The 21,405-nt window shown below is 62.0% G+C and carries 21 protein-coding genes; 2 read left to right on the forward strand and 19 right to left on the reverse strand.

Going from position 1 to position 21,405, the window contains the following annotated elements:
* Window positions 1-2: 2 nt before the first annotated feature.
* The 9 genes from B5E41_RS12645 to pcsA all read right to left on the reverse strand — a co-directional run bounded on the left by B5E41_RS12645 (window position 3) and on the right by pcsA (window position 10,204).
* Complete coding sequence (locus B5E41_RS12645; RefSeq protein ID WP_088394036.1) at window positions 3-1,007, reverse strand: ABC transporter permease; 1,005 nt, start codon at window positions 1,005-1,007, stop codon at window positions 3-5.
* Window positions 1,004-2,527 carry a galactofuranose ABC transporter, ATP-binding protein YtfR gene (gene ytfR / locus B5E41_RS12650; RefSeq protein ID WP_088394038.1) on the reverse strand — a complete coding sequence of 508 codons (1,524 nt, stop codon included), beginning with the start codon at window positions 2,525-2,527 and terminating at the stop codon, window positions 1,004-1,006. The genes B5E41_RS12645 and ytfR overlap by 4 nt, the downstream gene beginning before the upstream one ends.
* 119 nt (window positions 2,528-2,646) lie before the next feature.
* On the reverse strand, window positions 2,647-3,609 hold the full coding sequence (gene ytfQ / locus B5E41_RS12655; RefSeq protein WP_088394040.1) for a galactofuranose ABC transporter, galactofuranose-binding protein YtfQ: 963 nt from the start codon (window positions 3,607-3,609) through the stop codon (window positions 2,647-2,649).
* 143 nt (window positions 3,610-3,752) lie between these two features.
* The gene (locus B5E41_RS12660; RefSeq protein WP_064810375.1) at window positions 3,753-4,829 is read right to left on the reverse strand and encodes a BMP family ABC transporter substrate-binding protein; all 1,077 of its coding nucleotides are present in this window, start codon (window positions 4,827-4,829) and stop codon (window positions 3,753-3,755) included.
* Window positions 4,830-4,884: 55 nt separating this feature from the next.
* Window positions 4,885-5,805, reverse strand: coding sequence for an ABC transporter permease (locus B5E41_RS12665; protein ID WP_088394042.1), 921 nt, complete (start codon window positions 5,803-5,805; stop codon window positions 4,885-4,887).
* Window positions 5,802-6,887 carry an ABC transporter permease gene (locus B5E41_RS12670; protein WP_088394044.1) on the reverse strand — a complete coding sequence of 362 codons (1,086 nt, stop codon included), beginning with the start codon at window positions 6,885-6,887 and terminating at the stop codon, window positions 5,802-5,804. Before B5E41_RS12670 ends, B5E41_RS12665 begins: the two co-directional genes overlap by 4 nt.
* Window positions 6,877-8,445, reverse strand: a complete 1,569-nt coding sequence (locus B5E41_RS12675; protein WP_088394046.1) for an ABC transporter ATP-binding protein — start codon at window positions 8,443-8,445, stop codon at window positions 6,877-6,879. Before B5E41_RS12675 ends, B5E41_RS12670 begins: the two co-directional genes overlap by 11 nt.
* 39 nt (window positions 8,446-8,484) lie before the next feature.
* Window positions 8,485-9,465, reverse strand: coding sequence for a quinone oxidoreductase family protein (locus tag B5E41_RS12680; protein ID WP_088394048.1), 981 nt, complete (start codon window positions 9,463-9,465; stop codon window positions 8,485-8,487).
* A gap of 10 nt (window positions 9,466-9,475) precedes the next feature.
* Window positions 9,476-10,204 (reverse strand): phosphatidylcholine synthase, encoded by a 729-nt coding sequence (gene pcsA / locus B5E41_RS12685; RefSeq protein WP_064802532.1) that lies wholly within the window; start codon window positions 10,202-10,204, stop codon window positions 9,476-9,478.
* 352 nt (window positions 10,205-10,556) lie between these two features.
* Here pcsA and B5E41_RS12695 point away from each other — a divergent pair, with 352 nt between their 5' ends.
* Window positions 10,557-11,369 (forward strand): ferredoxin--NADP reductase, encoded by an 813-nt coding sequence (locus tag B5E41_RS12695; RefSeq protein ID WP_088394050.1) that lies wholly within the window; start codon window positions 10,557-10,559, stop codon window positions 11,367-11,369.
* 52 nt (window positions 11,370-11,421) lie between these two features.
* On the opposite strand, the gene B5E41_RS12700 is transcribed toward B5E41_RS12695, so the two are convergent.
* The 6 genes from B5E41_RS12700 to B5E41_RS12725 form a co-directional block, all read right to left on the reverse strand.
* On the reverse strand, window positions 11,422-12,036 hold the full coding sequence (locus tag B5E41_RS12700) for a GntR family transcriptional regulator (RefSeq protein ID WP_088394339.1): 615 nt from the start codon (window positions 12,034-12,036) through the stop codon (window positions 11,422-11,424).
* Window positions 12,037-12,303: 267 nt separating this feature from the next.
* The gene (locus tag B5E41_RS12705; protein WP_088394052.1) at window positions 12,304-13,506 is read right to left on the reverse strand and encodes an ABC transporter permease; all 1,203 of its coding nucleotides are present in this window, start codon (window positions 13,504-13,506) and stop codon (window positions 12,304-12,306) included.
* On the reverse strand, window positions 13,496-14,212 hold the full coding sequence (locus B5E41_RS12710; protein ID WP_088394054.1) for an ABC transporter ATP-binding protein: 717 nt from the start codon (window positions 14,210-14,212) through the stop codon (window positions 13,496-13,498). The genes B5E41_RS12705 and B5E41_RS12710 overlap by 11 nt, the downstream gene beginning before the upstream one ends.
* A 12-nt stretch (window positions 14,213-14,224) precedes the next feature.
* Window positions 14,225-15,517: an efflux RND transporter periplasmic adaptor subunit gene (locus B5E41_RS12715; RefSeq protein WP_088394056.1), complete on the reverse strand. Its 1,293-nt coding sequence runs from the start codon at window positions 15,515-15,517 to the stop codon at window positions 14,225-14,227.
* A gap of 214 nt (window positions 15,518-15,731) precedes the next feature.
* Entirely contained in the window at window positions 15,732-16,106 is a 375-nt protein-coding gene (locus B5E41_RS12720; RefSeq protein ID WP_088394058.1) for a GFA family protein, read from the reverse strand.
* 9 nt (window positions 16,107-16,115) lie between these two features.
* Window positions 16,116-16,325, reverse strand: a complete 210-nt coding sequence (locus B5E41_RS12725) for a hypothetical protein (RefSeq protein ID WP_064708964.1) — start codon at window positions 16,323-16,325, stop codon at window positions 16,116-16,118.
* Between the two features lie 378 nt (window positions 16,326-16,703).
* Between B5E41_RS12725 and B5E41_RS12730 the strand changes: the two genes are divergently transcribed.
* Complete coding sequence (locus B5E41_RS12730) at window positions 16,704-16,886, forward strand: hypothetical protein (RefSeq protein ID WP_088394060.1); 183 nt, start codon at window positions 16,704-16,706, stop codon at window positions 16,884-16,886.
* 56 nt (window positions 16,887-16,942) lie between these two features.
* Here the strand turns inward: B5E41_RS12730 and B5E41_RS12735 are convergent, their stop codons facing one another.
* From B5E41_RS12735 to B5E41_RS12750, 4 genes are read right to left on the reverse strand one after another with little or no spacing between them, the layout of a single operon-like run.
* Window positions 16,943-18,022 (reverse strand): ABC transporter ATP-binding protein, encoded by a 1,080-nt coding sequence (locus B5E41_RS12735; RefSeq protein ID WP_088394062.1) that lies wholly within the window; start codon window positions 18,020-18,022, stop codon window positions 16,943-16,945.
* 18 nt (window positions 18,023-18,040) lie between these two features.
* Window positions 18,041-19,090: a carbohydrate ABC transporter permease gene (locus tag B5E41_RS12740; RefSeq protein WP_064810363.1), complete on the reverse strand. Its 1,050-nt coding sequence runs from the start codon at window positions 19,088-19,090 to the stop codon at window positions 18,041-18,043.
* Window positions 19,087-20,124: a carbohydrate ABC transporter permease gene (locus tag B5E41_RS12745; protein ID WP_088394064.1), complete on the reverse strand. Its 1,038-nt coding sequence runs from the start codon at window positions 20,122-20,124 to the stop codon at window positions 19,087-19,089. Before B5E41_RS12745 ends, B5E41_RS12740 begins: the two co-directional genes overlap by 4 nt.
* 11 nt (window positions 20,125-20,135) lie before the next feature.
* Window positions 20,136-21,395 carry an ABC transporter substrate-binding protein gene (locus B5E41_RS12750; RefSeq protein WP_088394066.1) on the reverse strand — a complete coding sequence of 420 codons (1,260 nt, stop codon included), beginning with the start codon at window positions 21,393-21,395 and terminating at the stop codon, window positions 20,136-20,138.
* Window positions 21,396-21,405: the final 10 nt, after the last annotated feature.

The raw sequence follows: 21,405 nt of genomic DNA on the forward strand, positions 1-21,405 counted from the left end.
GGCTACTCCCTTCCGCCCTGCCGGCGGCTGGCAAAGATGGCGAGCGATTGCACCGCCGGCGACTGAATGACGAGGATCACGATGATGATGACCGCCTTGATGATCAGGTTGAACTCAGGCGGAAATCCGGAGGACAGGATGCCGGTGTTGACCGCCTGGATGATCATCGCGCCAATCAGCGAACCGACAATACTGAACCGCCCGCCGAGCAGCGAATTGCCGCCGACGACGACGGCGAGGATGGCATCAAGCTCCAGCCAGAGACCGGCATTGTTGGCATCGGCGCCCTTGATGTCGGCCGCGACAATAATGCCCGCGATCGAGGCGCAGAGCCCGCTCAGCATATAGACGGCCATCAGCAGCACCGGCGTCTGAATGCCGGAGAGCGTGCTGGCACGTCGGTTAATGCCGACAGCCTCGAGCAGCATGCCGAGCGCCGTGCGGCGAACGAGCAGGATGACGAGCAGGCCGACGAGCAGCCAGATGACGACCGGCATCGGCAGGAGCGCCATGGAGCCGCTGCCGAAGAAGATCAGACCGTCATCGTTGAAGGTCAGGATGGCGCCCTCGGTGATGAGCTGGGCGATGCCGCGGCCGGCCACCATCAGCACCAGCGTGGCAATGATCGGCTGGATGTTGAGGATTGCCACCAGGAAGCCGTTCCAAACGCCGCAGGCAAGCCCGATCATCAACGTCAGGACAATCGTATAAGCGACTGAATTTCCCGAAACAATCGAGGATGCGGCAACGGCGCCGCAAATGGCGATGACCGCGCCGACGGAAAGATCGATGCCCTTTGTGGCAATCACCAGCGTCATGCCGATCGCCAATAAAGCCACCGGCGCGCCGCGATTGAGCACGTCGATCAGGCTGCCATACAGGCGTCCGTTTTGAACAACAACGTTAAAAAACTGCGGCGACGTTATGAAATTCAACAGAAGAATGACAACGAGCGCGATCAATTGCGGCGCCAGGCGATAGGCCAGCGCATTGCGAGAGGACTTCATGCATCCTCCTTCTTGTACTCGGCGGCGGCGATGGCATCGACGATGCCGGCCGCGGTGATGCGTTCGCCCGTCAATTCGGCGATATGCTGCCTGTCGCGAAGTACGATGACACGTGAACTATAGGCGACAAGCTCTTCAAGTTCCGAGGAAATTACGATCAATGACATGCCTTCGGCGCAGAGCTGTTCAATGAGCCGGATGATCTCCGCATGGGCGCCGACATCGATGCCGCGGGTTGGCTCGTCGAGGATGAGAAACTTCGGATTGGTTGCCAGCCAGCGGGCGAGGATCGCCTTCTGCTGGTTGCCGCCGGAGAGCAACCGGATCGGCTTTTCGCGGTCGGTGGTGCGGATGTCGAGCGCCTTGATATAGCGGTCGGCGAGCGCATTCTGCTCGGCGCGCGACAGCGGTCGGGTCCAGCCGCGGCGAGCCTGCAGCGCCAGCGCGATATTTTCCCGGATCGACAGGTCGCCGACGATGCCATCGGTCTTGCGGTCCTCAGGACAGAAGCCGAAACCTTTTTCGATTGCAGCGCGCGGGCTGGAAAGGGTGACGGGCTGGCCATCGATCGTCGCGCTGCCGCTGTCGGCATGTTCGACGCCGAAGAGCAATTCGGCGGTTTCGGTGCGCCCGGATCCGAGCAGCCCGGCAACGCCGACCACCTCGCCGGCGCGCACATCGAGATCGAAGGGCTTGACCTTGCCGCGTTTGCCGTAGCCGGAAAAACGATACCGGACCTCGCCGGCTGGAATGCTGCGTTCCCCGACCGTCTCTTCGGCCTGGGCGAGCTCGCGGCCGAGCATCATGGCGATCAGGCCTTGGCGCGGCAACTCGGCGGCGTTGCGGGTGCCGACGAGCTTGCCGTTGCGCAGCACGGTGATGCGGTCGCTGATCGCATAGACCTGCTCGAGGAAATGGGTGATGAAGACGATGCCGAGCCCGCGCTTCTTCAGGTCCTCGATAATCCGGAAGAGCAGCGCGACTTCCTGGTTGTCGAGGCTGGCCGTCGGCTCGTCCAATATCAGCACCTTGCCGGAGAGATCGACAGCACGGGCGATGGCGACGACCTGCTGGACGGCGACGGAGAAACGTCCGAGTTCGGCGGTGACGTCGATATCGACGCCGTAGCCGGCGAGCAGTTCGCGCGCCTTGCGGTTCATCGCGCGCACGTCGGTCATACCGAACCGCCTCGGCTGGCGTCCGAGAAACAGATTTTCGGCGACACTCAGATTGGTGAGAAGGTTGACCTCCTGATAGACAGTGCCGATACCCAGCTTCTGGGCGGCGAGCGTGTTGGCCGGATTGATTTCCTGGCCGTCGAGCACCAGGCTGCCGCCGTCGCGATGATAGGCGCCTGTGACGCACTTGATCAGCGTCGATTTTCCGGCACCGTTCTCGCCGAGAAGCGCATGAACCTCGCCGCGGCGCAGCGTGAAATCAACCTTATCAAGGGCGACGGCGCCGGGAAAAAACTTGGATATGGCCGAGGCTGCGAGAATGTTCTCGTTATTGTGAACCATGAGGGCTGCTGTGTCCTGATATTGCGCCGTGCGCCCGCGCCGAGACCGGGCTGACGCCCGATCCGGCACCGGCAGTTCCGCACCGGCCCATTATGGGCCAGTGCGGTTCCAGGTTCAAATCAGTAGCCCTGACCCTTCTTCTCTTCGTAGACCTTCATCGGCTCGTCGGCCGGCGTGTAGAGCTTTGACTCGGTCTGGATCCACTTCGCCGGAGCCTTCTTGTCCTTCAGATAGGCTTCGAGCGCATCGAAGGCCGGACCAGCCATGTTCGGCGTCAGCTCGACGGTGGCATTGGACTCGCCTTCGGACATCGCCTTGAAGATATCCGGAACGGCATCGATGGAGACGACGAGGATATCCTTGCCCGGCTTCAGGCCGGCTTCCTTGATCGCCTGGATGGCGCCGACGGCCATGTCGTCGTTATGGGCATAAAGAGCGCAAATATCCTTGCCGCCGTTCTCGGCCTTCAGGAAGCTTTCCATGACTTCCTTGCCCTTGGTGCGGGTGAAGTCACCGGTCTGGCTGCGAACGATCTTGAGGTTGTCGTGGCCGGCAAGAGCTTCTTCAAAACCCTTCTTGCGAGCGATCGCCGGCGACGAGCCGGTCGTGCCCTGCAGTTCGACGACGTTGCACTTCTTGTCGCCGACAGTCTTCACCAGGAAGTCGCCTGCGACCTTGCCTTCGTGAACGAGATCCGACGTAACAGCCGTCAGGTACAGATCGTCGGGGGCCTTGATGGTGCGGTCGAGAAGGATGACCGGGATCTTGGCTTCCTTGGCTTCCTTCAGAACGTCGTCCCAGCCGGTTTCGACAACCGGAGCGATCAGAATGGCATCAACGCCCTGAGCAATGAAGGAGCGCAAAGCCTTGATCTGATTTTCCTGCTTCTGCTGCGCGTCGGCAAACTTCAGATCGATGCCGCGCTTCTTGGCCTGTTCCTTGGTGACAGTGGTTTCAGCCGCACGCCAGCCGGATTCCGAGCCGATCTGCGAAAAGCCGACCGTCAAGCCACCGGCCGAAGCCGAACCGAACATGCAGGCAGCCAGAACCGTGGCACTCAAAAGTGCAGTCTTCAATTTCATGATATCCTCCCAATGCCGCTCCTTCGCGGCGCAGGGTCAAAAAATCATATAGTATTACTTTTGGCAATCACTTTTTTTAGCGTTACAGAAGAAAAAAGGGCGCCCGCCGGGACGCCCTTGGAAGTTGCAGAAAGCCTGCGGAATTATTGAGCCGGCAGCTTGTCGTCGACACCTTCGACATAGAAGTTCATGCCGAGCAGCGTGGCGTCATCTGCCTTCTCGCCCGCCTTCAGCCAGGGCGTGCCGTCCTGCTTGTTGATCGGGCCGGTGAAGGGATGCAACTCGCCCGATTTTATCTTGGCTTCCGTTTCCTCGGCCATCTTTTTCACGTCGTCAGGCATGTTGGTATAGGGCGCCATCTTCAGGATGCCGTCTTTCAGGCCGTCCCAGCTCTGTTCCGACTTCCAGGTGCCGTCCAGCAGCGCGTGCACACGTTTGGAGTAGTAGGCGCCCCAGGTGTCGACGATCGCCGTCAGCTGCGCCTTCGGGCCGGCTGCGATCATGTCGGACGCCTGACCGAAGGCATGGATGCCGCGTTCTTCGGCAACCTGCATCGGCGCAGTTGTATCGGTGTGCTGCGTCAGGACGTCGACGCCTTGGTCGACCATCGCCTTGGCGGCATCGGCTTCCTTGCCGGGGTCGAACCAGGTGTTGACCCAGATGACCTTCAGCTTGAAGCTCGGGTCGATCGACTTCGCACCCTGCTCGAAGGAGTTGATGCCCATCACCACTTCGGGGATCGGGAAGGAAGCGATGTAGGCGGCGCCGTGATTCTTCGAGGTCTTGGCGGCGATCTGGCCGAGGATATAGCGGCCCTCATAGAATCGCGAGTTGTAAGTCGCGAGATTCGGGCCAGTCTTGTAGCCGGTGCCATGCTCGAACTTGACCTTCGGGAACTTGGCGGCGACCTTCACTGTCGCATCCATGAAACCGAAGGAGGTCGTGAAGATCAGCTTGCAGCCGGAGCGGGCAAGGCGCTCGATGGCGCGCTCGGCGTCCGGGCCTTCCGGGACGTTTTCGAGATAAGGCGTTTCGATCTTGTCGCCGAATTCTGCCTGGACCTGCTGGCGGCCGAGGTCGTGGGCCTGCGAATAACCACCATCGGTGTGCGAACCGACATAGACGAAGCAGACCTTCGTCTTGTCCGCGGCTTGAGCGGCGGAGGAAATGCCGATCACGGCGGCAGCCGAAGCGGCGAGTGCGAATGCGAATTTCTTCATGGTGACCCCTGTTGGTTTGAAGTTATTGCGGAAAGCCGTCTTTGATCTTGTTGCTTTATCGCTCCGGCACGAAGGCTTTGCCGAGCGACGCGGGCGTGTTGATCAACGTCGTGCGCCGATTATGGGAAATGATGATGAGAACCACAATAGTCGCGGCATAGGGCAGCATCGAAAGGTACTGCGAGGGAATGCCGAGGCCGAAGGCTTGCGCGTGCAACTGCAGGATGGTGACCGCGCCGAAGAGATACCCGCCGGCAAAAACCCGCCATGGCCGCCAGGAGGCGAAAACGACAAGCGCCAGGGTTATCCAGCCGCGGCCAGCCGACATGTTCTCCGCCCATTGCGGCGTATAGACGAGCGACAGCTGCGCGCCGGCAAGACCGGCGCAGGCGCCGCCGAACATTACCGCCAAGTAGCGCGTGCGGATGACACCGATGCCGAGCGCATGGGCCGACGTATGACTGTCGCCGATCGCTCTCAGCTTCAGCCCGGCCCGGCTGCGGAACAGGAACCAGCTGACGCCGATCACAAGTGCAATCGACAGGTAGAAGATCAGATCCTGCCTGAAAAGCACATGGCCGATGACGGGAATATCCGACAGGACGGGAACGACGATCTCTTCGAGGCGAATACCGGGAACGCTGACATAGGGCTCACCGAGCATGCCGGATGCGCCGAGGCCGAGAAGCGTAAGCGCCAGTCCCGTCGCCACCTGGTTGGCCACCAGCGTCAGCGTCAGGAAGGCGAACAGCAGCGAGAACAGCGCACCCGCCGCTATGCCGCAGATGATCCCAACATAGGGCGAGCCTGATAGCTGCGCGCCGGCAAAAGCGGCAACCGCGCCCATGATCATCATGCCTTCGACGCCGAGATTGAGAACGCCGGAGCGTTCCGCCACGAGTTCGCCGAGCGCGGCGATGACGAGCGGCGTCGAGGCGGTGATAACCGTCAGCAGAATGGCTTCGAAGATGCTCATACCCCCACGCCCCTGACCCGCGACCAGACAATGCGGATTTTGTAGTAGATCAGCGTGTCGCAGGAGAGCACAAAGAAAAGCAGCAGCCCCTGGAAAACACGCGTGACCTTATCGGAGACGCCGAGCGACAGCTGCGCCGCCTCGCCGCCGAGATAGGTCAGCGCCAGCACCAGGCCGGACGCGATGATTCCGAGCGGATTGAGCCGGCCGAGGAAGGCGACGATGATGGCGGTGAAGCCGTATCCCGGCGAGATCGCCGGCTGCAGGTGGCCGATCGAGCCGGAGACCTCTGATATCCCGGCAAGGCCAGCAAGCGCGCCCGAGAAGAGAAAGCTGAACCAGATCATCTTCTTCGACGAGAAGCCGGCAAAGCGCCCTGCCCGCTCCGACTGGCCGAGCACGACGATCTCGAAGCCTTTCAGCGTATAGCGCAGCATGAACCAGACGCCGACCGCCGCAATGAGGGCGAAGATGAAGGCCCAATGCGCCCGGCCCGATTCCTCCCAAATCGCCGGCAGCACCGCTTCCGGAGCGAAATCCCGTGACACCGGGAAGTTGAAGCCCTGCGGATCGCGCCAGGCGCCGCGCACCAGCCAGTCGAGGAAGAGCTGGGCGATATAGACCAGCATCAGCGATGTCAGGATCTCATTGGTGTTGAAATGGGCCTTCAACAGCGCCGGAATGGCGGCAAAAAGCGCGCCGCCGAGCGCTCCGAGCAGCAGCATCAGCGGCAGAACGAGCGGCGAATGCCAGTCGTAAAAGACAATCGGCAGATAGGAGCCGGTGATGGCGCCAATGGTGAACTGCCCCTCGGCGCCGATATTCCAGTTGTTCGAGCGGTAGCTGACCGCAAGGCCAACGGCGATCAGGATCAGCGGTGCTGCCTTGATCGCCAGCTCGTGCAGCGACCAGACCTCGAGCAGCGGCTCGACGAAGAATGCATCGAGCGCCTCGACGGGGTCTTTGCCGAGCATGGCGAACATGATGGCGCCGAAAGCGAGCGTCAGGGCAAGGGCCAGGAGCGGCGAGACGAAGGCGAAGAGCTTCGAGACGTCGGGACGTTTTTCCAGTTCAATGCGCATGGGCAGTCTCCGCGGCCGAGCTGCCTTCATGCAGACCGCCCATCAGCAGGCCGATCTTTTCGCGGGTGAGTTCGCCGGCCGGATAGGGCCGGGAAAGGCGCCCCTCGGAGATGACGGCGATATCGGTTGCCACTTCGAAGATTTCGTCGAGGTCCTGGCTGATAACGACGACGGCGGAGCCGGCCTTTGCCAGATCGACGAGCGCCTGGCGAATGCGGCTTGCGGCTCCCGCATCGACGCCCCAGGTCGGCTGGTTGACGACGAGGACGGCCGGCTGGCGGTCGAGCTCGCGGCCGACGATGAATTTCTGCAGATTACCGCCGGAGAGCGAGCCGGCGGCGGGATCATCACCGCTCTTGCGGACATCCATCGCTTCGGAAATGCGCCGCGCCGCAGACTTTACCGCGCCCTGTCTGATGATGCCGAGCACGCCCAGAAAGGCTTTGCGATCCGACTGGCTGCGGGCCAGCACCAGATTGTCGGACAGCTTCATGGCGGAAACGGCCGCGTGCCCGTGCCGCTCCTCCGGCACGAAACCGGCGCCAAGCAGGCGACGGGCGGTAATGCCCTCAGTGCCCACCGGCTTCTTGCGGATGATGATCGCTTCGGCGGAGGCAACCGGATACTCGCCCGACAGCGCGTCGAACAGCTCGCTCTGGCCGTTGCCCGCCACACCGGCAATAGCCAGGATCTCACCCGAACACACCGTCATGGAGACGTCGCGCAACGGCATGGCAAAGGGCGTGCGCGCGGCAACCGACAGGTTCGAAACGGCAAGCTGCACCTCGCCCCTGTCGCTGCGCTCGGGATGGGTGACGGTCGCCACTTCGCTGCCGACCATCATGCGGGCGAGCGAAGCAGGGGTTTCCTGCCTGGGATCACAGGCGCCGGTCACCCGGCCATGGCGCAGCACGGTGGCGCGATCGCAGATGCGCTGCACCTCCTCCAGGCGATGGCTGATATAAAGAACCGAACGGCCCTCGGCGCGCAGCTTGAACAGCGTCTCGAACAGCTTGTCGGCTTCCTGCGGCGTCAGCACCGAGGTCGGCTCGTCGAGAATAATCAGTTTCGGGTTCTGCAGCAGCGCCCGAACGATCTCGATGCGCTGGCGCTCGCCGACGGAGAGATCGGCGACATGGGCGTGCGGATCGAGCGGCAGGCCGTAGGCGTGCGACAGCGCCCTCGCCTCCGCGGCGATCCTGTCGATCGGGATGGCGTCCTCGAGCGACAGCGCGATGTTTTCGGCCACCGTCAGCGCCTCGAACAGCGAAAAATGCTGAAAGACCATGCCTATGCCAAGCTTGCGGGCTTCGCCCGGCGAGGTGATGGCGACCTGTCTGTCTCCCCAGCGGATCTGCCCGTGCGTCGGCTCCAGCACGCCGAACAGCATCTTGACCAATGTGGATTTGCCTGCGCCATTCTCGCCGAGAAGTGCATGAATTTCGCCCGGCGCGATGTCGAGATCGATGTCATTGCAGGCGGCAAAGCCACCGAAAAACTTCGTCAGCTTCTGGACGGATAACAACGCACCGGAATCCGGCACATTCAATGCAGACACGTTCCCCTCATTTCTTCTGCCGACCGGTCCGTTCGGATCTCATGGAATCAGCAGCGTCGTTCCTGTTGTTTTTCTTGCTTCCAGATCCCCGTGAGCCCGCCCAACCTCACGCAACGGATAGGTTTGGTTGACATTGATACGCACTTTGTTGCTTTGCACAACATCAAATAGCGCCTTTGCACTGTCGTCCAATTCCTGCCGCGTGGCGATATAGGCGAAGAGCGACGGCCGCGTCGCGAAGAGCGAACCCTTCTGAGCCAGCATGGCGAGGGTGAAATTCTCGATCGGCCCGGAAGACTGGCCGAAGGAGGCAAAAAGGCCGCGCGGCTTCAGGCAATCGAGCGACTGTGGAAAAGTGTCCCGGCCGACCGAATCATAGACGACATCGACACCCTTACCGCTCGTTATTTCGCGGACGCGGCCGACAAAGTCTTCGCTCTTGTAGTTGATCACATGATCGTAGCCATGGGCCAGCGCCAGCTCGATCTTGTCCTCGGAACCGGCCGTGCCGATGACGGTGGCGCCGAGCGCTTTTGCCCATTGGCCGGCGATCAGGCCGACGCCGCCGGCGGCAGCATGGAACAACAGCACCGTCTGCGGACCGACGTTGAAGGTGCGGTTCAAGAGATATTCGGCAGTCATGCCCTTCAGCATCATCGCCGCTGCCGTTTCGAGCTCTATGCCGTCAGGCACATGCACCAGATGGCGCGCCTCGATATTGCGCTCGACGCTATAGGCGCCGTCGGCGCTGGCATAGGCGACACGGTCGCCGAGCTTGAAATCGGTAACATTGGGCCCGACCGCCGTCACTGTTCCGGCGCCCTCCTTGCCGGTGACAAAGGGAAGGTGCGGCACCTTATAGGAGCCGTTGCGAAAGTAGACATCGATGAAGTTGAGGCCGATCGCCGCCTGCCGTATCTGCACCTCGCCTGCCGCCGGTGGCGGAAGATCGATCTCGACATAATCGAAAACATCAGGTCCGCCCGTCTGCGAGAATGAAACCGCATGCGTCTTCGTCATATTGCCTATCCTAAGCTTCGCGTCCAAGGGAGGGGAAGAATTGCAGCACCGCGCCGATGACGTAAAGATACAGCCCGGTCACGATAAAGAGAATGAGAGCCCATTCCGGCGTTTCGAAATGCATCAGCAGCGAATAGACGCCGAGCGCCGACCATAGCAGGAAGACGCCGAGATTGAGCGGGCGCAGTCGTTTCACCCGGACCGGGTGGAGAAAATTGATCGGCAGGAAGGTCAGCACCACCGAAATCGTCACGACGACAAGCGCCGTCGTCGCACTCGCATCGATGACGAATAGGGTGAAGACGATCATGTTCCAGACGACAGGAAAGCCGGAGAAGAAATACTCGTCGGTCTTCATGCCCATATCGGCGTAATAGATGGCGCTTGAGACGACGATCATGCCTGCGGCGACGAAGGACCAGGGCTCGCCGATCATGCCGCTCTGATAGAGGGCGAAGGCCGGCAGCAGCACATAGGTGACGTAATCGATGATGTTGTCGAGCGTATCTCCCGACCAGTTCGGCAGCACTTCCTTGACACGCACCTTGCGGGCGATCGGGCCATCGATGCCGTCGACGAGGAGGGCAAGACCCAGCCACCAGAACATGTCGATGAAGCGGTGCTCGGCGGCGGCGACGACCCCGAGAAAGGCGAGGAACGAGCCGGACGCCGTCAGGATATGAACGGAAAAGGCGCGCATCTCGGCGTAAGGAACACGCTTGTAGTTGAAAATCTTCATAGTCCCCCGACCGCCTGTCGCGCTCGCCCCGGCAAGCGTGTTTTTTTCGCCATCATCACCGGACCCTGTTCCTGAATCGGGTTGGGTTCGACGCCGTAGGTCTTTGTTGTCGCACCGCTTTTGCCGAAAATCAGCATTACGCTGCGGTCCGCCGCTCTAATATGCATCCTTTGCCCGGCTTCGCCAGCGGGAAATATGACATTCTCCGCTCGCCATTGAATCCTGACAATGACATGCATATTTCCCTACTGAAGCGTCACGTGGAATGGAATGCCTTTAATTCCGGCCGGATTTGTAATATCTCGCTCCCAATCCGACAGTTCATCCGACGAATACGGGATCCGCTACCGAAATGAACGCGCCTGCAAAGACCGAAGACTTCGCCTCGTCCATCCCCGCCGGCGTCTACGCCGAGACGGTTCTGAGCGTGACGCATTACACCGACCGGCTCTTCCGCTTCACGATGACCCGGCCGCAGGGCTTCCGTTTCCGTTCCGGCGAATTCGCGATGATCGGCTTGATGGTCGAGGGCAAGCCGGTTTTCCGCGCCTATTCGATCGCCAGCCCCGCCTGGGCCGAGGAGCTGGAATTCTTCTCGATCAAGGTGCCGGACGGCCCGCTGACCTCGCATCTGCAGGCGATCAAGCCCGGCGACCAGGTGCTTATGCGCAAGAAGCCGACGGGCACGCTGGTGCTCGATGCGTTGACCCCCGGCCGTCGCCTCTACATGTTCTCGACGGGAACCGGCGTTGCGCCTTTCGCCAGCCTGATCCGAGATCCCGAAACCTATGAAAAGTTCGAGGAAGTCATCCTCACCCATACCACCCGCGATGTCGCCGAGCTGAAATACGGCTTCGACCTCGTGCACGAGATTGAGAACGACGAACTGCTGAAGGAAGTGGTCGGCGACAAGCTGCGCCATTATGCGACCGTCACGCGCGAGGATTTCGAATATCGCGGCCGTATCACCGACCTGATCTCGTCAGGCAAGCTCTTTACCGATCTCGGTGTCCCGCCGCTCGATCCCGCAATCGACCGCGGCATGATCTGCGGCTCCTCGGCGATGCTGAAGGATACCAAGGAACTGCTCGAAAAGGCCGGCCTCAACGAGGGCGCCAACAGCAAGCCCGCCGAATTCGTCATCGAACGCGCTTTCGTCGGCTGACGTTTTTTTTGCGACAAGCAGATCTGAAGCGGCTCCGGAAACGGGGCCGTTTTTATTTGCGGGCGAGATAGTCGATCAAGGCCGCCATGGCCGCACGCGCCTCATCCGGCCTGCCCCGCTGAATCGTCCGAATGACGGCGACATGCAACGCGATGGCGCGGTCCATGCGCTCGGGGCTTGCAGTGGAATACCAGAGGCGACGCGCATGCGTCTGCACCCGGCCGAGCGCGGCCATGATGAAGCCGTTCGGACAGGCATCCTCGAGGATTTCGTCAAAGGTCTTATCGGCGGCGAAGAAGCCGGTGAGATCGCCGGTGGCGGCGCATTCCTCCATCGCGTCGGCGCAAGCGCCGAGGCGGAGGCGCTGCTCGTCCGTCGCATGTTCGGCAACCAGGCTTGCCGCAATCGGCTCCAGCTCGCGGCGCACCTGCATGACATTGCCATGATCCTCCGGCGCGATCTCGGCAACCTGCAGTCCAACCCGCGGCTTCACCAGAATCAGCCCCTGCCAGGCGAGTTTCTGAATGGCTTCGCGCACCGGCGTTCGCCCGTGGCCGGCCATATCGATCAGCTCCTTTTCGGTGACAAGGGCGCCGGGCTTCAGCGCCAGCGTGACGATCAGGTGCTCCAGCGCAAGATAGGCGCGATGGCTCTGTGACGTCTCCATGCCGAAAATCCCGCCGAACTGATATATCACATTTTGGCACGGTCGAAAACCGGTGACAAGTCGCCATCGAAATATCAAAAAAGAGACAAATAGATAACAGCGCCATGAGCTTCGGGGACTCAGGCGTCTACGCTCCGAAGGAACTCATTGGCCGCCCCACTCTCCGTCCTGCTCGGCTCAGGGCCGAGAAGGACGGAGAGTGCGGTTGGCTTTCTCGCCAACTCGCTCGCCTACAGAGGCATTTTCCCATGACGCATTTATCATGCGTCACTCGTGCCGCAGCGCCTCGATCGGATTGAGCTGCGCTGCCCGTCTCGCCGGGAAATAGCCGAAAATCATGCCGATTGCCGCGGAGAAAAGAAAGGCGACGGCGACCATCATCGGGCTGAAGACGAAGGGCACTTTCAGGAGGGTGACCGCCACCAGACCGAGGCTCAGGCCGAGCACGATGCCGGTGATGCCGCCGAAGAGCGAGAGCGCCACCGCCTCGACCAGGAATTGGGTGAGCACCTGGTTTTCGAGCGCACCGATTGCGAGACGAATCCCGATTTCGCGGGTCCGCTCGGTGACGGAGACCAGCATGATGTTCATGATGCCGATGCCGCCGACAAGCAGACTGATGGCGGCGACGGCGCCGAGCAGGCCGGTGAGCAGCGTCGTCGTGCCGGTCATCGCCTCGGCGATCTGGGTCATGTCGTTGACGTTGAAATCGTCCTGCCGGCCGGGAATAATCTTGCGGCGTTCGCGCAGCAGATTTTCGACGTCGGCCTGCACCTTGGCCGTGGGCACACCGTCGCGCGCCGAGATGATGATCTGCGGCACATTGCTATTGCCGCTGATGCGCCGCTGGAACACCTTGACCGGCATGATGACCACATCGTCCTGATCGGTGCCCATGCCGGACTGGCCGCGCTTGGCAAGGACGCCGATGACCGGACAGGAAACCTTGCCGACGCGGATCTGCTGGCCGATCGGATCGCCGGCGCCGAAGAGCTGCGAGCGAACCGTCTCGCCGATGATGCAGCGGGACTGGCCGCGCTCTTCTGCGGGGGTGAAAGTGCGGCCGAGCGCCAGGCTCCAGTCCTGCGCGGTGAAATAGTCGTTGGTAGTGCCCGAGACGCTGGTCGAATGGTTCTGGCCGCCAAATATCACCGTTGCCGTCGACTGGTTGAGCGGCGCCACCGCCCTCAAGCCGCCGATCTGGTCGCGGATGGCGGCGACATCCTTGACGCTGAAGCGCTTGGCCTCGGAACTCGCCCGGCCGGGGCCGAACTGGCCGGGACGGACGAACAGCATGTTGGTGCCGAGCCGCGACAGTTCGGTCGAAACCTGCGCCGTCGTGCCGTTGCCGATCGTCACGAGCGCGATGACGGCGGCAACGCCGATGACGACGCCGAGCACGGTGAGGAACGAACGCAGCATGTTGCGGCTGATGGCGCGCAGCGCGAGCTTCAGCGTCTCAAAGAACATGATCCGCCCTCCTCCGATGCTCCAGTTCCGTCTCGAGCTTGCCATCGACGAAGCGCAGCAGCCGCCCGGCATAGGCGGCAATATCGGGCTCGTGCGTGACCATGACGATGGTGATGCCCTGCTCGCGGTTCAGCCGCGTCATCAAATCCATGATCTCGACGCTGGTCTTCGTGTCGAGATTGCCCGTCGGTTCGTCGGCGAGCAGCAGCGCCGGTTGGGTGACGATGGCGCGGGCGATGGCAACGCGCTGCTGCTGGCCGCCGGACAGTTCCTGCGTCTTGTGATGTTCGCGGCCGGACAGGCCGACCAACGCCAGTGCCTCGCGCGCCCGTTCGCGGCGTTCACGTACCGCCATGCCGCGATAGATCAGCGGCAATTCGACATTCTCGACCGCGGATGTGCGCGACAGAAGGTTGAAACCCTGGAAAACGAAGCCCAGCATGTGGCGGCGCAACAGCGTCAGGTGGCTGCGGTCGAAGCCGCTGGTCGGAACGCCCTGGAAGATGTAATCGCCCGATGTCGGCACGTCGAGGCAGCCGAGAATGTTCATCGCCGTCGATTTGCCGGAGCCTGACGGCCCCATGATCGCGACGAACTCATGGGCATCGATCGCAAGATCGACATGGTCGAGCGCGCGGATCGCCGCCTCGCCCTCGCCGTAGATTTTCGAGACCTTCCTGAATTCGATCAGCGGCGGGTTTGTCATCCGTCTCTCCGCCTAATTCGTCCGCACCGTGGCGTCGGTCACCAACGCGTCATCTGCCTTGAGGTCGCCGGAGACCACCTGGGTGAACTGGCCGTCGGACGAACCGACAAGGATAATGACGGGCGCGGCGCGGCCGTTGCGCAGCACCCAGACGCGGCGCTGCGCTCCGGTCAGCATCTCACCGGAATTGCCGCCGCGCCGGCGTGGCGGCCCGAAGATCCCGAGAATGCCGCGTCCGCGCCGTTCCGCCTGCGGCGGGGCATAACGCAAGGCGGCGTTCGGCACCATCAGCGTATCCTTGACGGCCTCGACGGTGATGTCGGCGGTCGCGGTCATGCCGGGGCGCAGCAGCAGGTCGGCATTGTCGACCGAGAGCACCGCCTTATAGGTCACCACGTTGTTGACCACTTCGGAGGCGAAGCGGATCTGCTCGATCTCGGCGGGGAAGGACCGGTCGGGATAGGCATCGACGGTAAATTTCGCCTTCTGGCCGACGGCGATCTTGCCGACGTCGGCCTCGTCGACATCCACCTGCAGCTCCATCTTCTTGAGATCGCCGGCGATGGTGAAGAGAATTGGCGCCGAAAGCGACGCGGCGACGGTGGCGCCCGGATTGACGGACCGGGTGAGAATCACGCCGTCGATCGGCGAGACGATCTTTGCCTTGGCGAGATTGACCTCGGCAAGCTGCAGGTCGGCCTCCGAGGCGAGAACCTCGGCTTCGTTGATCTGTTTGGCGGCCACGGCGGAATCATATTTGTAGGTGGCGTCGTCGAGGCTCTGCTGGGTGGAGACGTTGCTCCTCACCAGGCTCTTCAACCGCTCGAGCGAGGTGCTTGCCGATTCGAGATCGGCATTGGCCTTGGCGACATTCGCCTTAGCCGAATTGACCTTGGCGCGCGAGCTCTTCACATCCGCTTCGAGCTTGTTGGTGTCCAGCAGCGCCAGCACGTCGCCTGCCTTGATCGTGCTGTTATAATCGACGTTGACGTCGCGGACGGTGCCGGAAAGTTCGCTCGATATGTCCACCTGCTCGGTCGGCTGCACCGAACCCGTGGCGGTGACGAGTACCGTCAGGTCGCCGCGTTTTGCCGGCTGGGTTGCGTAGCTCACTTCGCCTTCCCCCCGGCCAGCATAGAAGTATGCGGCCCCCGCGGCGGCGGCGAGGATGATCAGCAGAACGAGCAGACGCCCGCGCCAGCGGCCCCGCTTGTTCTGCCTTGCCGACGCGGCAAGAACCGCTGCGAGGTCGGGCGTCGCGCCGGCCTTTGCTCCGGTTTCGTCGCCGCTTACGATTTTGTTCATGTCATCCTCGATCAGTCGGTGGCCGCATCGGCCTGCAATGAAATAATCACACCGCAGATGAACCGGGAATTAGCGTTGCCGCCGAACTGGCACGGAATTGCGGACAGGTGAAATGAAATATTGGTAAGAAAACTCAAGTTTCCGCACGGCGGAGCCTATCGCGCAAAATTCTGCAGCGCTTTCGTGCTCCCGACAGGCAGCAAATTGCCGACGGTCAATCGGCATCCTCGGCATGTTGCCCGGCACCCGTCAGCGGATGCAGCCACGCTTCGCGCCGCTTGACCCAGACTTCATGGCTCGGCTCAAGATCCGTCGGCGGGCTATCGAGCGAGCCGAGGCGGATTTCCACCGCCGCCTCCTGCAGGCAGAACAGCCTGCTGCCGCAGGCGGGGCAGAAGCTGCGGCCGGCGAAGGTGGCGATCTCGCCGCTATGGGAGAAAGCCGATCGGGGCCAGAGCGCAAAGAAGACGAAGGCGGACCCACTCGATTTGCGACAATCGGCGCAGTGGCAGAGGCCGACGCGAAGCGGCTCGCCCTCCACTCGGTAGGCGACCGCTCCGCAAAGGCAGCTTCCCGTTCTGATGCTCATGGACTGCCGTCAGGAGTCGAGCTTGGTGGGCAGTCGCGGCGGGCGCCGCTTGGCCGCCATCAACAGGTCGAGCTCGGTGGCGGAGGGGCCAAATTTGTCATAGAGGCGCTTGGCCTCCTTGTCGTCCAACCGGTATTTCCTGGCAAATTCGCTCATGCTGTAGGGGCGGCCACGCAACACTCTTCGCGCCGGGGTCGCCGTTTTCGGTGCGTCGGTCATGGTTTTCTCCTTTCCTCAGCTTCCCTGTAAGTTAGAGCGGTCCATCTATTTGAAAAGAGTCGAGCGGCCTCGGCGGGGCCGTCAACCGGGGCGGATACGGCTGATTTTCCTGGAACCTTTTTGCCGAGCGACGGTTTTCGAAGCGGGGCTGCGGGCCGCGCCAAGCGGACGCGGCGGCGCTGGAGAACATCGGGATTTTTCCGCTTTCTCCCGATGGCCAACGAAATGGCAGGCGAGCTCCCTACCCGCCCGGTCCGCTTCCTCAATCCTCATTCTCCGGTGAGATCACGAAATGTTAAAATGCGGAACGCATGCGCCGGGGCGAGGTTGTCAAGACGAGGTCGACGTGGCCTCAGTTCAAAACCAAGGAGAAACCAAATGGCAAACCAAGGTGGAACCCATGAACAGCACGTCAAGGCTGGGCAGCAGAGTCACAAGAACGACTCCAATACCCGCAGCGCCTCTTCAGGCACCCGCGACGCGCAGTCCAGCGGAACCCGCGGCGGCAGCCATGAGCAGCATGTAAAGGCTGGTCAACAAAGTCACAAGAACAGCCACTAAAGCTGTCGCGACATGAAACTCGGCCCGCGCCCCCATTCCGGCGCGGGCTTTTTGTTTCAAGACAGACGCCGGCCGTCCTCACCGAAGAGGTGGAGAACCTGGGGGTCCAGATGCAGCGGCAGGCTGTCGCCGGATTTCATCTTCTGCTGGCCGGCAAAGACGGCGATCAGCTTCTTGCCGGCGGCTTCGGTGTGGACGACGGTTTCAGAACCCAGTTCCTCGACAAGGGTGATCCGCGTGTCCAGCCTGGCCGCGGCGGCTGCATCGGCGAGGCTGATATGTTGTGGCCGGATGCCGATACTGATCCGTTCGCCCACGGGGCCCGCCTCCTTGGCAATGACGGAAAAACGGTGGCCGCCGACGGTTTCGACTTGCGCCAAACCGTCCTGGTGACCGACGATTGAGGCTTCCAGAAAATTCATGTGCGGCGCGCCGATGAAACCGGCGACGAAGCGGTTGGCCGGCTTGTTGTAGAGTTCCAGCGGCGTTCCCACCTGCTCGATCCTGCCGCCTCTCAGCACGACGATGCGGTTTGCGAGGGTCATCGCCTCGACCTGATCATGGGTGACGTAGATCATCGTCGCCTTCAGGCGGGCGTGGAGCGCGGCGAGTTCGGCGCGCATGCTCACCCGGAGCTCGGCATCGAGATTGGAGAGCGGCTCGTCGAGCAGGAAGGCATCCGGCCGGCGCACGATGGCACGGCCGATCGCGACGCGCTGGCGCTGACCGCCGGAGAGCTGGCCCGGACGGCGCTGCAGAAACGGCTCGATCTCCAGCATGCGGGCGGCGTCAGCGATGCGTGCTTCGATCTCCGCCTTCGCCACCTTGGTGTTCTCCAAGCCGAAGGCAAGGTTTTCGCGTACGCTCATATGCGGATAAAGCGCATAGGACTGGAAGACCATGGCAAGGCCGCGGTCGGCCGCACCGATCGCGGTGACGTCCCTGCCGTCGATGGCGATACTGCCGCCTGTGGGCTTGTCGAGACCGGCGATCAGGCGCAGCAACGTCGATTTTCCGCACCCGGATGGGCCGACGAAAGCGACGAACTCGCCGTCATTGACCTCAAGCGAGACATCGCGGATGACCTCGACGGCGCCGAAATTCTTGACGATGTTCCTGAGCTCGAGTCCGCTCATGCACTCTCCTGTTTCATACTATTTCAGTCCCGACCCGGCGATACCAGTCGTGATGAAGCGCTGCAGGAAGACGAAGATCAGCACGACGGGGATCATCGAGACGACGGTCATGGCGAGGATATAGTGCCATTGCACGTTGAGCTCGCCGGCATAGACGTTGAGCCCGACTTGCAGGGTGTAGAGTTCCTTGCGCGACAGCACGATCAGCGGCCAGAGGAAGTCGTTCCAGCGCCAGACGACCGAGAAGATCGCCAGCACCGCGAGCGCCGGCGCCGACAGTGGCAGGATGATGCGCCAGTAGATCTGCCATTCGCTGGCCTTGTCCATGCGTGCCGCATCGATCAGCTCGTCGGGGATCGTCAGCATATATTGGCGCAGCAGGAAGACGCCCGTCGGCGTGGCGACGGTCGGCAGGATGACGCCCCAGAGGCTGTCGAAGAGGTTCAAGCTGCCGATGACCGAATAGAGCGGCACGACGATCACCGAGAGCGGCACCATCAGCGTCGCCAGGATCATCAGCATGACGGCGGTGCGGCCGGGAAACTGGTATTTCGACAGCGCGAAAGCGGCCATCGAATTGACCAGCAGGGTGATGGCCGTCGCCACCACCGTCACGAAGACGGAGTTGCGCAGGAACAGGAAGAAGTCGAAGCGTTGGAACGGCTCGGTGTAGTTGTTGGTCGCGAATTCGACCTCACGCACCGGCGTGCGGTCCTTGATGTTGACCTTGACGATTTCGCCAGGCTGTTTCGGATCGACCATCTGGCCCATGATGCCGATGCGGCGGACTTCGGCGAGAACATGGGTGCTACCATCCGGCATCGTCACATTATAGAGCGGCAAAGGCTTGTCGTAACCCGGCACCACGGCCTGCTCGGTGACATAGGGCAGGACGGACGGCGGGAACTCGGCAAGGGCGGCCGGTGTCTTGAACGAGGAGAAGACGAGCCAGATGGCCGGGCCGAACATCAGGATGACGCCTGAGATCAGCCAGATCCAGGTGACGACATCGGTCCAGTGCCAGCCGCGGCCGCGGCGGCGAAGCAGGAAGGTGGCGACGGCGCTCATAGACGTTTCCCCTTCTTCTCGTTGCGGCTGCTTGCGGCGAGCTGGACCAGGGTCAGGATAACGAGCACGACGCCCATCAGGATCGAGGCGGCCGATGCCAGGCCGGGATTGCGCAGCGAACTGGCAAAGCCTGTCTCGTAAATAAACTGGGTGATGTACATGGTGCTGGTGCCGGGCCCGCCGCCGGTGAGCACGAAAACCTCATCGAAGATCTGCACGGCGCGGATCAGTGCCAGGACCAGGACGACGATGAGGTTCGGCATCAGCAGCGGCAGGGTGATCCGCCGGAAGATACGGGTGGGGCTCGCCTTGTCCATCGCGGCCGCTTCGTAGAGATCCCTCGGGATCGCCTGCAGGCCGGCGAGCAGGATCAGCGCGTAAAAACCCATATGCGCCCAGACCGAGACGAAGACGGCGAAGAAGAAGGCCCAGAAACGATCGCTGAGCCAGGAGAAGGGTTCGAAGCCGAACGGGCTCAACGCATAGTTCAACAGGCCCTCGCGCTGAAGGATCCACTTCCAGATCAGGCCGACGACCACGGGCGACAGCAGCACCGGAAAGAAGAAGACGGCGCGCCAGAAGCCGCGATTGGAAAGTTCGCGATTGAGGATCAACGCCGTTGCGAGTGCCGCGACCAGCATTGCCGAGACCTGGAAAACGACGAAGACGGCGGTGTTGCGCACGGCGGCCCAGAAGGTGTCGGCGGCACAAGTGGAGGGGTCGAGATAAGAGCGGCAATCGAAGAGGATGCGGTACTGCTCAGCGCCGACATAGGTCCTGTTCGGCAGGAAGATGGCGCCGCCGCTCGTCGTCGAATAGATGAAGTTGATGACCAGCGGCAGGAGCACGAAGATGGAAAAGATCAGCATGTTGGGCGCCAGGAAGACGCCCGCCATGCCGTTCAGCCCCGTCAGCTTCTGCCAGGCGCGCATCGGGATGTCGATCATCCCCATGGCCAGCCTGACAGGCGCAAGGAGCGCTTGCCGCAGACCGGCTTTCGCCGGTGGTTCGGAAGAAACCGTCTTCTCCGCCATTCGTTCGTCCGTCAGTTGCCGCCAACCTTGGCCTTGATGTCCTCGTCGATGCGGGCGTAGGCGTCGTCGAGCTTCATTTCGCCGGCGATAACCTGGCTGATGCGGGCAACGATGGCGCTGTAATAGGCGTCCGACCACTTCCAGCCCGGCAGCTTCATCGCAGGAGCGGCTGTCTGGCCGGCCGATTCGACGAAGGCCTTCAGCGCCGCCTTCACATGCGGATTATCGGTCTTGAAGTCCACCTGGCCGGCGGCCACACCCTTATGCGCGGGAATGAACAGGCTGCGCTCGGCAAATTCCTTCTGCACGTCGGCGCCTGCCAGGTAGTCCATCACCTTGGCGACGTCCTTCGGGTTCTTGGTGTACTTGACCGCAACGAGACCCGCACCGCCCTGCATGCCGGTGCAGGCGACCGTGCCGCAGGGGCTTCCGGCCATGATCCAGTCGAAACTGTCGCCGATCTTCTGCGCGAAGCCGGAAACCTGCCAGCTGCCGGAATAATAATAGGCGAGACCGCCATTGATGAAATCTTCGGCCGCAGCGCGATAGGTGCTGCCGGCAGCACTGACCCAGACGTCTTTGTTGACGGTGCCGTCCTCGTTCCATTTGACAAAGCGGCTGAGGAATTCCTTGGCGCCCTGATCGATGGGCGCCGGCTTGCCATCAGCGGCGATATAGTTGGCGCCATAGGAAATATTCGGGCCGGAGACGCGGTGGCCGGAGCGGTCGATCGCCATGGCGAAGACTTTCTGGCTGTCAGCGACCTTCCTGGCCGCTGCCGCCCAGTCATCCCATGTGGCTTTCGGACCGGGAATTTCGACGCCGGCCTGCTCGAACAGCGTCTTGTTGACGAAGCCGCCGGTCAGCGTCAGCTGGGTCATGAAGCCGGTGATGGCGTTCGAACCATCGGGGCGCATCCAATCGGCCTGGGCGCCGAAATTCTCGTCCCAATATTTCGCATCGGCGAGTAGCGGGCGAAGGTCGAGCCAATGCTGCGCCTGCGCCTTCAGATTGGTGACGCGGGCGATATCGGGTCCCTTCCCGGCCTCCAGCTGCACCGGCAGCTGTTCCTTGACGACGTCATAGGAGACTTCGTCGAGGATGACGTTGACATCGGGATTGGCCTTGGAGAAACGCGCCAGCAGATCCTTGATCACCTCGCCTTCGCCGCCGTCGGAATACCACATGATGCGCACGTCGCCGGCATGGGTGGCAACGGAACTCAAGAGAACCGCAGCAAAAGCCGCGCCGATCGATTTCATTCTGGTCATAGTCTCCTCC

It is taken from the genome of Rhizobium esperanzae (assembly GCF_002204185.1).
In the GTDB taxonomy this organism is placed as follows: domain Bacteria; phylum Pseudomonadota; class Alphaproteobacteria; order Rhizobiales; family Rhizobiaceae; genus Rhizobium; species Rhizobium esperanzae.